This is a genomic window from Curtobacterium sp. LFS079 (genome assembly GCF_047977865.1).
Lineage (GTDB): Bacteria > Actinomycetota > Actinomycetes > Actinomycetales > Micrococcaceae > Arthrobacter.
In genome coordinates this window covers 96122-107543 of record NZ_JBFPFO010000002.1, presented here as the reverse complement: position 1 = coordinate 107543, position 11422 = coordinate 96122, and the positions used below count along the sequence as shown (strand labels likewise).

11 protein-coding genes and 1 pseudogene are annotated in these 11422 nt (G+C 69.3%); 9 read left to right on the top strand and 3 right to left on the bottom strand.

Annotated features, from left to right (window positions below; all coding sequences use genetic code 11):
* The first annotated feature begins 130 nt into the window (after positions 1–130).
* From ACNQPB_RS03865 to ACNQPB_RS03835, 7 genes and pseudogenes are all read left to right on the top strand, one after another.
* The gene (locus ACNQPB_RS03865; RefSeq protein WP_498749272.1) at positions 131–481 is read left to right on the top strand and encodes an ArsR/SmtB family transcription factor; all 351 of its coding nucleotides are present in this window, start codon (positions 131–133) and stop codon (positions 479–481) included.
* Entirely contained in the window at positions 478–1179 is a 702-nt protein-coding gene (locus tag ACNQPB_RS03860; RefSeq protein WP_498749270.1) for an aquaporin, read from the top strand. The genes ACNQPB_RS03865 and ACNQPB_RS03860 overlap by 4 nt, the downstream gene beginning before the upstream one ends.
* Positions 1176–1586, top strand: a complete 411-nt coding sequence (locus ACNQPB_RS03855) for an arsenate reductase ArsC (protein WP_498749268.1) — start codon at positions 1176–1178, stop codon at positions 1584–1586. The genes ACNQPB_RS03860 and ACNQPB_RS03855 overlap by 4 nt, the downstream gene beginning before the upstream one ends.
* A 33-nt stretch (positions 1587–1619) precedes the next feature.
* Positions 1620–3002: an FAD-dependent oxidoreductase gene (locus ACNQPB_RS03850; RefSeq protein WP_498749267.1), complete on the top strand. Its 1383-nt coding sequence runs from the start codon at positions 1620–1622 to the stop codon at positions 3000–3002.
* A 20-nt stretch (positions 3003–3022) separates the two neighbouring features.
* Positions 3023–3495, top strand: a pseudogene (locus ACNQPB_RS03845) (GNAT family N-acetyltransferase).
* Positions 3496–3734: 239 nt separating this feature from the next.
* Positions 3735–4745, top strand: coding sequence for a LacI family DNA-binding transcriptional regulator (locus ACNQPB_RS03840; protein WP_498749266.1), 1011 nt, complete (start codon positions 3735–3737; stop codon positions 4743–4745).
* A 53-nt stretch (positions 4746–4798) separates the two neighbouring features.
* Entirely contained in the window at positions 4799–5242 is a 444-nt protein-coding gene (locus ACNQPB_RS03835) for an SRPBCC family protein (protein ID WP_498749264.1), read from the top strand.
* Positions 5243–5259: 17 nt separating this feature from the next.
* Here ACNQPB_RS03835 and ACNQPB_RS03830 read toward each other — a convergent pair whose 3' ends face one another.
* Together ACNQPB_RS03830 and ACNQPB_RS03825 are read right to left on the bottom strand one after the other, a co-directional pair.
* On the bottom strand, positions 5260–6930 hold the full coding sequence (locus ACNQPB_RS03830) for a thiamine pyrophosphate-binding protein (protein ID WP_498749262.1): 1671 nt from the start codon (positions 6928–6930) through the stop codon (positions 5260–5262).
* A gap of 121 nt (positions 6931–7051) precedes the next feature.
* A complete protein-coding gene (locus ACNQPB_RS03825) occupies positions 7052–7555 on the bottom strand; it encodes an Lrp/AsnC family transcriptional regulator (RefSeq protein WP_498749260.1) in 504 nt (167 codons plus the stop codon).
* A 93-nt stretch (positions 7556–7648) separates the two neighbouring features.
* Here ACNQPB_RS03825 and hisC point away from each other — a divergent pair, with 93 nt between their 5' ends.
* Positions 7649–8758 (top strand): histidinol-phosphate transaminase, encoded by a 1110-nt coding sequence (gene hisC / locus ACNQPB_RS03820; RefSeq protein WP_498749258.1) that lies wholly within the window; start codon positions 7649–7651, stop codon positions 8756–8758.
* A gap of 56 nt (positions 8759–8814) precedes the next feature.
* Positions 8815–10287 carry an amino acid permease gene (locus ACNQPB_RS03815; RefSeq protein WP_498749256.1) on the top strand — a complete coding sequence of 491 codons (1473 nt, stop codon included), beginning with the start codon at positions 8815–8817 and terminating at the stop codon, positions 10285–10287.
* A 118-nt stretch (positions 10288–10405) separates the two neighbouring features.
* Here the strand turns inward: ACNQPB_RS03815 and ACNQPB_RS03810 are convergent, their stop codons facing one another.
* A complete protein-coding gene (locus ACNQPB_RS03810) occupies positions 10406–11389 on the bottom strand; it encodes a bile acid:sodium symporter family protein (protein ID WP_498749254.1) in 984 nt (327 codons plus the stop codon).
* Positions 11390–11422 lie beyond the last annotated feature (33 nt).

Sequence of the window (11422 nt, the reverse complement as noted above, 5' to 3'; positions counted from 1 at the left end):
GAGTCGCGGGAACGCTGTGGGGTCGCGGGAACGCTCCGGCGACGGCGACCCGGCAGCTCTCCCGCGATTTCGTCGGCGCCAGCGGCCCTTGGCCCAAGACATAGACAGGTGTAGATATTTACATGTGTCTATGTCTCTTGAACTGACCCCGGTGCAGGCGGTCGCGTGTTGTTCCCCGCTCTCCCGGGAGCCTCTTTCGGAAGAGACGGCCGAGCAGGCCGCATCAATCTTGAAAGCGCTGGGCGATCCGGTGCGGCTTCGGCTGATGTCTTTGGTGGCCTCGCACGAGGGCGGCGAGGCGTGCGTGTGCGACCTCAACGATGCCTTCGACCTCTCCCAGCCGACAATCAGCCACCATCTGAAGGTCCTCCACGAGGTCGGCCTGCTGGACCGCGAGAAGCGCGGCGTCTGGGTGTACTACCGGGCGCGGGCCGAGGTGCTGCGGAACCTGGCGTCCCTGATCGGGGGGCAGGCCGGGTGAACGGACTGGCACGCCGTGCGGCCGCCGAGTTCATCGGCACCGCTTTCCTGGTGATGGCCGTTGTCGGCTCCGGCGTGATGGCGTCGCGTTTGTCCCCGGACGACGTCGGGCTGCAGCTTTTGCAGAACAGCCTCGCCACGGGCGCCGCCCTGGTGGCGTTGATCGTGGCGCTGCAGCCGGTCTCAGCGTCCTTCAACCCAGTGGTTACCCTCGTCGAGCGGGCCTTGGGCATGGTGGACACCCGTACTACCGTGGCGCTGATCGTGGCGCAGTTCGCCGGCGGCCTCGCCGGAACCGTGGTGGCGAACCTGATGTTCGGCCTTCCTGCCGCGGCGTTCTCCGCCCGCGAACGCACGGGCGCCGGCCTGTGGCTGGGTGAGGTAATCGCCACAGTCGGGCTGCTGCTGGTTGTTTTCGGCACGGTCCGCTCCGGAAAGGCGGACCGTGTGGCGTTCGCCGTCGGCGGCTACATCACCGCAGGGTACTGGTTCACGAGTTCCACGAGCTTTGCGAACCCGGCCGTCACCATCGCCCGGACCATCACCGATACTTTCGCCGGGATCGCCCCGGCATCGGCCCCCGGATTCATCCTGGCCCAACTGCTCGGCGGCACCGCAGGTTTCCTCCTGGTCCGCCTCCTCTACCCGACCCTCGCTGCCTCCTCAACGCCGGCGGCCGACCGAAAGGTGCTCTCATGAGCGACAAACCCTCCGTCCTGTTCGTCTGCGTCCACAACGCCGGCCGCTCCCAGATGGCGGCCGCGTTCCTCACCACCTTGTCCCAGGGCGCCATCGAGGTCCGCTCCGCCGGATCCCAGCCCGCGGACAAAGTCAACCCGGCCGCCGTCGAGGCCATGGCCGAAGTTGGGATCGACATGTCGGCCGGGATCCCCAAGGTCCTCACCACCGCGGCCGTGCAGGACTCCGACGTTGTCATCACCATGGGCTGCGGCGACGAGTGCCCGTACTTCCCGGGCAAGCGCTACGAAGACTGGGTCCTCGAGGACCCGGCAGGCAAGGGTGTGGAATCCGTGCGCCCGATCCGCGACGAAATCAAGACCCGCGTGGAGGCCCTGATCGAATCCCTCACCCCGGCCGCCCGGTAGCGGCGCGGTGCCGTCGAAGAAAGCAAAGGGCTCATGGCTGCATTGGAATCCCTGCCTGTCGCGGTGATCGGTGCCGGGCCGATCGGCCTGGCCGCTGCCGCGCACCTGCTTGAACGGGGCCTGGAACCACTCGTCCTCGAAGCCGGTCCCGCAGCCGGCACCGCCATCCGGGAGTGGGGCCACGTCCGGCTGTTCTCCACCTGGCGCTACAACCTTGATGCCGCCGCCGTCCGGCTTCTGCAATCCACCGGCTGGGAGGCGCCCCGCCCCACGGCGCTGCCATACGGTACCGGGATCGTCGCGGACTACCTCGAACCGCTGGCCGCCACGCCCCAACTCCGGAACAGGATCCGTACCAACTCGCGGGTTGTCGCCGTGAGCCGCCAGGGCATGGACAAGGGCCGCAGCCTCGGCCGCGAACTGGCACCGTTCCTCCTGCGGATCGAGGCCCCCGACGGCGGCATGACAGAAGTATTGGCCCGCGCGGTGATCGACGCGTCCGGCACCTGGACCACCCCGGCGCCTTTGGGCGGCTCCGGCCTGCCGGCTCCCGGCGAGGCCGAAGGAAGGGCCGCCGGACTGATCGCCGGCCCGTTGCCGGATGTGTCAGGGGACGGATTCGCCGGCCAGCGGACCCTGGTCATCGGATCCGGCCACTCAGCCGCGAACATGGTCCTGGATCTGGTCCGGCTCGCGCGCAGCAGCCCCGGTACGGAGATCACCTGGGCCATCCGGTCCGCCAGCCCGGCCCGCGCGTACGGTGGCGGGAACGCCGACCAACTGCCCGCCCGCGGCCAGCTCGGTGCCCGGCTCCGCGCCGCGGTCGACGCCGGAGCCGTCCGCCTGCTGACCGGTTTCCTGACGGACCGCATCGAAACCCGCGACGACGCCGCGGCTGAAGGCGCGGCGGTGGCGGTCACCGCCGTCGACGGCCGCAGCGTCGAGGCCGAGCGGATCATTCCTGCCACGGGATTCCGGCCGGACCTTGGCCTACTTGCGGAACTGCGCCTGGACCTCGACCCCGCCGTGGAGGCCCCGAAGGCATTGGGACCGTTGATTGACCCTGATTTCCACAGCTGCGGCACCGTCCCTGCGCACGGTGCGCGGATCCTTGCCCAGCCGGAGAAGGATTTCTACCTGGCGGGCATGAAATCGTACGGCCGCGCCCCCACCTTCCTCCTGGCAACCGGCTACGAGCAGGTGCGCTCCATCGCTGCCGCCCTGGCGGGAGATGCCGCCGCTGCGGACGCCGTCGAACTCGAACTCCCCGAAACCGGCGTCTGCTCCACCAGCCTGCCGGACGACGCGGAAGCCGCGGAAGACTCCTGCTGCGGAACGGCCGGTGCGGTTCCTGTGTCCATAGGGTTCGCCACCGGTCAGCAGCACGGCCGCGCCGCCGAAGCGGCACGGTCGTGAGCGACGTTGTCATCCGGCCCATGGTCCCGGCGGACTGGGCGGGTGTTGAAGTGATCTGGGCTGAGGGGATCGCCACCGGCAACGCGACGTTCGAAGCCGCGCCGCCCACATGGGCGGACTTCGACAGTACTCGACGGCGGGACCTGCGTTTGGTTGCCGAACTCGGAGGGCGGGTGCTTGGATGGGGGCGGCCTCGCCGGTGTCTGCGCGGCCCGTCTATCGCGGCGTGGTGGAACACTCCATCTACATCAGCGACGCCGCCCGGGGTCAGGGGATTGGGCGGCGGCTCCTTGCGGCGTTCATCGACCATTGCCATGCGCGCGGCGTGTGGACCATTCAGTCCACGATATTCCCCGAGAACACAGCCTCGCTCGGCCTGCATTACAGCCTCGGCTTCCTCAGCGTCGGCACGCGGCGGCGGATCGGCCTGATGGATTACGGGCCGTACGCCGGTTCGTGGCGGGATACAGTGCTGCTCGAGCGCCGGAGTTAGCCTGCACTTGATTCTTGGTTGATCGTTCTTGGTTCAGGAAGCCTCGCGGCCGCCAACCTCGACGCTCCTTCCCGGTTGCACCCGGAGGCGTGGCCGAAACTGGCGCCGACACGCCGCGTCAGGGGCCTGCCGGGTGAAGCAACCGGGAAGGAACGTCGGCAGGCCGGTCTGCCCACGACCGAATCAAGGAGGCTCCGCCCGGTAGAGTACGAAAACCGCAGCAGAGACAGGACACAGACGTGAGGCAAGGTTCCAAGCCGACCATCCGCGACGTGGCCGAGCGCGCCGGAGTTTCGCTCACCACGGTCTCCTACGTGCTTTCCGGACGGCTCGGCGGCACCACCAGGATCAGCGAACCCACCAAACAGCGCGTGCAGGAAGCCGTGCGCGAACTGGGTTATGTGGCCAACCGCGCGGCCCGCGGAATGCGCCGCGGCAAGACCGAACTGGTGGCCGTGGCGATCGGCAACCTCGAATGGCCGTGGGACCGTGCCTTGGCCGCCGCGGCCGCCCGCGTCCTTCCCCAGCATGGCTACCAACCCGTGGTGCTGCTGGGTGATGCCTGGCGGCAGTTCATGCTGTCCGGCGGGGCTGACGGCGTGATCCTCGGCTTCATCCCGGAATCCGTGACCGAAGACGAAACCATGCTGGAACTGGCACGCCGCGGTGTTCCGCAGGTGGTCATCTCCGAGGTCATGCAGCCCGCCGGCTTCGACGTCCTGGCCCCCGAGCCCGTGGACGGAATCGCGGCCGGCATGGACTTCCTGACACGCAGCCACCGCCGTATTGCCTGCATCCGGCGGGCGGACGAAAGCAGCCGCGCCATCCCGTCCCGGTACAGCGGCTACGTGGCCGGGCTGCAGCGGGCGGGGCTCGACGTCGACCCGGAACTCGTGCGCACCTCGCACCATCGCAAGGATCTCGCCTACCAGGCGGCCCTGGACCTCCTCCAGCTGCCGGACCGTCCCACGGCCATCTTCGCCAATGACGACATGGAGGCGCTCCAGGCCGTCCGGGCCGCCTTCCGCCTGGGCCTTCGGGTGCCCGAGGACGTTCAGATCGTGGGCGTGGGCAACTCCACCGAGGGCCAGGAGTCGGATCCGGCGCTTACCACCGTGGGACCCGAGCCCATCTTCGACCAGGTGGTGAACATGCTGGTGGAGCGCTTGGAGTCAGGTTCCCCGGGCGAAGGCGTCCGCGTTCCGGCGCCCTGGACCCTGCACCTGCGCGGGACGACGGTGCAGGCCTGAGGGCCTCCCCATAGGAGCCGGTTTGGAGGGACGATGGAGTAGGAGGAGGAGCCATGTCGGCACTCACGAACACCATAGAAATCGATCGTCCGCCAGCGGAGGTTTTTGCGTATGCGAGCGACCCGCTGCACTTCCCGGAGTGGCAGGCTGACGTCCTCGAGGTGCACTTCGAGGGCGAGGGCAGCAGGGAGGTGGGGTCGCGGTTCACGACCACCCGCCGGATCGGCCCCAACGAGCGCACAATGACCCAGGAGATCGCGGAGGACGAGGCGCCCCATCGGTTCGCGGCACACGGCGTTGCCGGCCCGATCCGTGCCCATGCGAGCATCGACGTCGAACCGCTCGACGGCGGCGCAAGGTCCCGCGTGACGTTCGAGCTCGATTTCGAGGGGCACGGCTTCGGCAAGGCGCTCCTGCCCGCTGTACGCAGGCTCGCGGCGCGGGGTGCTCCGGCGAGCCACCGGCGGCTCAAGGAGCGGCTCGAGGCCCGCGGATAACGCGGACGGAAACCGTCCTAACCCGCCACCGTCTCCTTCGCCGTCTCCTTCGCCGTCTCCTTCGCCCGCATCCACTCGCTCAGCCAGGGGGCGCGGACGCTCGAGGTGATGCGGCAGTCGGCCACGAAGGTTCCCTTGGCGCCGTCGTCGATCCAGTCCTGGAGCGCGGAGAGGTCCGCCAGCTCGCGGATGATCGCGGACTCCGCGCCGAGCGCGCGGGCGACGCCGCTGAAGTCCACTTCGGGGATCAGCATGGGCTTTTCGGTCAGGCCCCGGGAGCCGTACTGATGGATCTCCGCCCCGTAGGCGGCGTCGTTGTAAATCACGACGACGGCACTTGCCGCCGCGCCCACGAGCGATTCCAGGTCGGACAGGCCCATCAGGAAGCCGCCGTCGCCCGATGCCAGCACCAGGGTACGGCCCTCCTCTACGGCCCGGGCGGCCCCGACGGCGCTGGCGAGGCCCAGCCCGATGGTCTGATAGGCGGTTCCCACCATGACCAGGTCCTGGGGCCGCGGGATCCGCCAGTACATGGGTGCCCAGCCGAGGAAGTGCCCTCCGTCCTGGACCACCGTGCGGCGCTCAGGAAGGATCGCGTCCAGTGCGGTGGCAAGGGTACGGGGATCAAGGCGGCCGTCCGGGGTGTCCACGGAGCCGGCGTCATGGCCCGGTCCTTCAGCCAGCCGCTTCAGGGCTTCCGCACGCCAGGCTTCAGCGGGCACGGCGCCGTCCAGCAGGTGGAGGAGCCGGCCCGCCGCGGCCTTCGCGTCCGCGGCGACGAACATGTCCACACGGGGATGCGTCGCTTCGAGCGCGGTGTCGATTTGGATGACTGTGCTGTCCGGACCGATCAGGTGGCCGAAGCGCATGGTGAACGGGCTCAGGCTCGCCCCGGCCACGAGCACCACGTCCGCCTCGCCCATGAGCCCGGCGGCGGTGTCCGTGCCGAAGCCGCCCGCGACCCCGAGGTAGCCCTCGCCCTGCAGGAGATTGAGCGCCAAAGCGGTTCCGGCGGTCAGCGCGCCGAGGCGGTCGGCGAGCCCGCGGAGTTCGGGGCCCGCTCCGGCGAGGTGCGCGCCGCGACCGGCGATGATCAGAGGACGCTTCGCCCCGGCGAGCAGCCGGGCCGCCCGCTCGAGGCCGCCGTCGACGTCGTCCATCACCGCTGCCGCCGGCGGAACCGGAAGTTCCTCTTCCGCCGCCTCCAGCGCCGCGAGGTCGTACGGGATGGCAATCACGACGGCGGTCCTGCTGGCCAGCGCATACTCCACCGCTTCCTGCGTGATGGAGCCCGCGGCCTCGCGGGTGACGGTGAAGGTCGCCGCCCCGAGTCCAGCGGCGATTGCCGCCTGGTCGACGTCCCAGGGCCGGGCGCCGCTGCTCGGTGCGTCCCCGGTGACGAGGACAACCGGGATCTGCGCCTGGACCGCCTCCGCGAGGGCCGTCAAGGCGTTGGTGTAGCCGGGCCCGTAGGTGGTGGTGCCCGCCGCGAGACGCCCGGACGCGCGATAGTAGGCGTCGGCTGCGGCGATGGCGGCGCCTTCGTGGCGCACGGCGGTGAAGCGGAGCCCCTGCTTCTCGGCAGCGTCGAGGAAGTAGACGTTTCCGTTGCCCATGACGCCGAAAACGTCGCTGAGGTAGCCGCTGAGAACCTCGGCCACGCGGCCGGAGACGGTCTGTGAAGTCATGCAGAGATCTTCGGAGCCTGACCCTCAGATAGGCAAGAGAGCCGGATTTAGTTGGGATATTTGTCAATATGAGTTAGGCGTGACTGAAAATATGCCCAAGTGTGGCGCGGGTCACCTCGAGTTAGCCCGAAGCGCGTGATTCCTGCCGCGACAACCGGTTCAGGAGCCCGTCGTAGCGGGGCGGCATGAGTTCGAGCACCGAAATGGCCGTGCTGGTCCGCTGGATCCCCTCGATCTCCAGGATCTGGTTGGTGATGCGGTAGAGGTCCGCCGTATCCCGGGCCACCACCTTGGCCATCAGGTCTGCATCCCCGGTGGTGGCATGGACTTCAATGACCTCCGGGATTGCTTCGAGTCCGTTCTCCACCGATCCCGCCCGGGTCTGGCTGATGGCCAGGGACAGGAAAGCCATCAGGCCGTAGCCCAGCGCGGCCGGGTCCAGCCGGCGGCTGAAGGAACGGAGGGCGCCGCTGCGCTCGAGCCGGGCCAGGCGCGCATGCACGGTGTTCCGTGCTACGCCGAGTGTCCGGGAGAGCGCCAAGGCGCTGGCTTCCGGGTCCTTGTCGAGGGCGAGGATGATCCTGGCGTCCAGGGAATCAAGGGCGCGGGGATTCGGGATGGTCATATTTTCACCACAGACAGTAGAAGTTGAGCAGAAATCCCAATCGCATCAGCGTATCTTGCAATGTGCTCCGGGTCACTTTCATGATCGAGCCTCATGACCAGTGATCAGATCCTGGCGGCACCGGAATCCGCCCACCCCACCCTGCGTGCAGCGGTCTCCGGCCTCCCGTCCTATGTCCCCGGCCGGCGCAGCGCCGGCGTGGACATCGCAGCCCTCGCCAGCAACGAAAGCCACTACGAGCCCCTGCCGGCGGCCGCCGCGGCGGTGGCCGAAGCGGCAGGCAGGATGAACCGCTACCCGGACATGGCCGCCGTCGAGCTCCGCGAACGGATCGCCGGCCACCTCGGCGTAACTGCCGCGGAGGTAGCGGTGGGGCCCGGCAGCGTCGGGGTCCTCCAGCAGATCATCAGCGGATTGTGCGACGCCGGGGACGAAGTGGTTTTCGCGTGGCGGTCCTTCGAGGCCTACCCCATCCTTGTAGAGCTGGCGGGGGCCCGCCCGGTCCGCATTCCGCTGGACGAGGAGGAGGGCCACGACCTGGACGCCATGGCCGCGGCCGTCACTTCCCGGACCAAAGTGATCCTGCTCTGCACACCCAACAATCCGACGGGCGTCCCGATCGCCCACGAACGCATCGAAGCCTTCCTGCGCTCCGTCCCGTCCGACGTCCTCGTGGTGATCGACGAGGCCTACGTGGAATACGCCGAGGCCGGCAGCGGTCCCGACTCCCTGGCGCTCTACCGCGAATACCCGAACGTCGGCGTCCTTCGCACCTTCTCCAAGGCCTACGGCCTCGCCGGCCTGCGGGTGGGCTACGCCGTGGCCACGCCGGAGATCGCGGAGGGGCTGCGCCGCACCGCCATCCCGTTCGCGGTGACCGCCCTGGCCCAGAAGGCCGCCGTCGCCTCCCTGGACGCGGCGGGGGAGATGCAGGCGAGGGTGGCAACCGTCAGGGAGGAGCGCTCCCGGATGGCCGCACGGCTGGAAGCCAAGGGCTGGAAACTGCAGCCGAGCCAAGGCAACTTCCTGTGGATCCGCGCCGATGACGCACTCCGCGGGCGGCTAGTCGCCGCGTTCGATACGGCGGGCGTCATGGTCCGCGCCTACCAGGGCGACGGCGTGCGGATCACCGTCGCCGACCCCGCCTCCAATGACCGCGTGCTCCAAGTCCTTGAGACTGTCCTGGCAGCCCGCCCGGCCTGAAACCCCATACCCGTTCCACCCCCAACATCCGTTCCACAACCCGGAGGACTCCCCCCATGGAACAACGGACAATGACGCCTGCGCGCACCACATCGGGTCCGGCGCTATCCGGCCCGGCGCTTGGCGCCGCCCTGAAACCACGCCAGCTCACCATGATGGGCCTCGGCAGCGCCATCGGCGCGGGCCTCTTCATAGGCTCGGGCGCCGGCATCCAAGCCGCAGGGCCCGCCGTGCTGCTCTCGTACCTCGTCGCCGGAACCCTCATCATCCTCGTGATGTGGGCGCTCGGCGAGATGGCCGCTGCCAACCCGGACAGCGGCGCCTTTTCCGTCTATACCGCCCGGGCCTTCGGACCCGTGGCCGGTGCGACGGTGGGGTGGCTCTGGTGGGTGCAGCTCGTGGTGGTGATCGCCGCTGAGGCGCTCGGCGCGGCCGCCCTTCTTGCCAGCGTGTTCCCCGCCCTGCCGGTGTGGCTGATGGCCTTCGTGTTCATCGCGGTGCTTACCGCCGTGAACCTCACCAGGGTGAAGAACTTCGGCGAATTCGAGTTCTGGTTCGCGCTGCTCAAGGTGGCCGCGATCGTCGGCTTCCTGCTGATCGGTGCCGCCCTGCTCTTCGGCTGGCTGCCCGGTGTCCAGTCGCCGGGCCTGGCGAACTTCACCGGGACCGGATTCGCTCCCAACGGCTTCGCCGGAATCGCCACGGCCCTCTTCGTGGTGGCCTTCGCGTTCGGCGGCACCGAGATCGTGTCCGTGGCCGCCGCCGAAACCGAGGAGCCGGCCCGCAGCGTGCGCAAGGCCGTCCGCACCGTACTGTGGCGCATCCTGGTCTTCTACATCGGTTCAATCTTCGTCATCGCGGCCGTGGTTCCCGTGGGCTCGGCGGGGCTGAAGAGCCCGTTTGCCGCCGTCCTGGACGCCGCCGGCATGCCCGGCGCGGCCACCGCCATCACCCTGGTGGCCGTCGCTGCACTGCTCTCCGCCCTCAATGCCAACCTCTACGGCGCCTCCCGGATGGCGTTCTCCCTGGCCGAGCGCGGCGAGGCGCCCCGCTCGCTTGCCTTCGTGTCCAAGGGCCGGGTGCCGGTTGTGGCCGTCCTGGCCAGCGTTGCCTTCGGCGTCGTCACGGCCGTTCTCGAGATCGCTTTCCCGGACAAGGTGCTCCCGGTCCTGCTCAACATCGTGGGCTCGACGTCCCTGCTGGTGTGGGCCTCCGCCCTTCTTGCCCAGCTTGCCCTGCGCCTCCGGGCAGACCGGGACGGGACCGTCCTTCCCCTGCGGATGGCGGGCTTCCCCTGGCTCACGGGCATCGGGCTGCTCATCCTCGCGGCCATCTTCACCGTCGGTTTCATCGGCGAGGATTCCCGTCCGCAGCTGCTGAGCACCTTTGCACTCGTCGCGCTGCTGGCGGCGGCCAACTGGCTCCACCACCGTTCCATGAAGCGCCCGGCGAAGGTGCCGGCCGGCGTCGGGCCTTCGGAGCGCAGTGCGGGCCCGGAGCGCGCAGAGGAGTCCGTGCTGCTCGACTGACGGCAGCCGCACTCGCAGGTTCCGTTCCAGCTAGCAGCTTGCAAGCCGCGAGCTGGAGCGGAACCTGCGAGCTGGGCTGGCGTTGGCAGCGTGTGCCCCGCGCCTTGACGCCAGCGGCCTAGTCCCTCAGCGGTTTCCGCGCCAGCCAGGCAGCCACCGCGGCGCCCGAGATGTTGTGCCACACGGAGAACACGGCCGATGGCAGGGCGGCGAGCGGGGTGAAGTGCGCGGTCGCGAGGGTCGCGGCGAGGCCGGAGTTCTGCATGCCCACCTCGAACGCCAGGGCGCGGCGGGCCTTGCCGTCCAGGCGGCCGACCTTGCCGGCGAGATAGCCCAGGCCCAGGCCGAAGCCGTTGTGCAGCACCACGGCCAGGAACACAATGCCGCCGGCGGCCGCGATCTTGCCGGCGCTGCCTGCCACCACCACCGCGACGATCACGGAAATCACGACGGCGGACGCCCACGGAAGTGTCGGCAGGACCTTCGCGACGAGCTTCTTGAGGAACAGCCGGGCCAGCAGGCCGGCGACCACCGGCAGCAGCACGGTCTTGACGATGTCCAGCACCATGGCGCCGGCGTCGATGTGCAGGAAGGAGCCGGCCAGCAGCAACGTCAGGGCCGGCGTCACAAGCGGGGCAATCAGCGTGGACATGGACGCTACGGCCACGGACAGCGCCACGTCGCCCTTGGCGAGGAAGGCCATCACGTTCGATGCGGTGCCGGAGGGCGCACAGCCCACCAGGATCAGGCCGACGGCGAGCTCCGGCGGCAACTGCAGCGCGACAGCGATCAGCCAGCCCGCTCCGGGCATGATCACGTAGTGCGCCACGATGCCCAAGGCCACGGCCCAGGGCCGGCGCGCCACGGAGGCGAAGTCCGGCGGCGTCAGGGTCAGGCCCATGCAGAACATAATGACGCCCAGCAGGTAAGGCACGGACGGCGCGAGCGGCTTGAACGCGCCAGGTGCCAGGAAACCGGCCGCGCCCGCAAGCACCACGAGCAGCGGGAAAACGGTGACCGCCACCCGCGCTATCTTCGCCTCCGCGGCGAGGGCCGGGTTCCGGACAGCTGAATCGGACGTCGCGTTTGTTGCCTCAAGCATCTTTCCATGGTGGCAGCCACGCCGAGGGGCCCG

What these genes read in the sequence shown, in the direction of transcription:
- ACNQPB_RS03855 (WP_498749268.1), top strand. Translation starts at nt 1,176, where the DNA reads ATGAGCGACAAACCCTCCGTCCTGTTCGTCTGCGTCCACAACGCCGGC.
- ACNQPB_RS03835 (WP_498749264.1), top strand. Translation starts at nt 4,799, where the DNA reads ATGTCGGCACTCACGAACACCATAGAAATCGATCGTCCGCCAGCGGAG.
- ACNQPB_RS03815 (WP_498749256.1), top strand. Translation starts at nt 8,815, where the DNA reads ATGGAACAACGGACAATGACGCCTGCGCGCACCACATCGGGTCCGGCG.
- hisC (WP_498749258.1), top strand. Translation starts at nt 7,649, where the DNA reads ATGACCAGTGATCAGATCCTGGCGGCACCGGAATCCGCCCACCCCACC.
- ACNQPB_RS03810 (WP_498749254.1), bottom strand. Translation starts at nt 11,389, where the DNA reads ATGCTTGAGGCAACAAACGCGACGTCCGATTCAGCTGTCCGGAACCCG.
- ACNQPB_RS03830 (WP_498749262.1), bottom strand. Translation starts at nt 6,930, where the DNA reads ATGACTTCACAGACCGTCTCCGGCCGCGTGGCCGAGGTTCTCAGCGGC.
- ACNQPB_RS03865 (WP_498749272.1), top strand. Translation starts at nt 131, where the DNA reads ATGTCTCTTGAACTGACCCCGGTGCAGGCGGTCGCGTGTTGTTCCCCG.
- ACNQPB_RS03825 (WP_498749260.1), bottom strand. Translation starts at nt 7,555, where the DNA reads ATGACCATCCCGAATCCCCGCGCCCTTGATTCCCTGGACGCCAGGATC.
- ACNQPB_RS03850 (WP_498749267.1), top strand. Translation starts at nt 1,620, where the DNA reads ATGGCTGCATTGGAATCCCTGCCTGTCGCGGTGATCGGTGCCGGGCCG.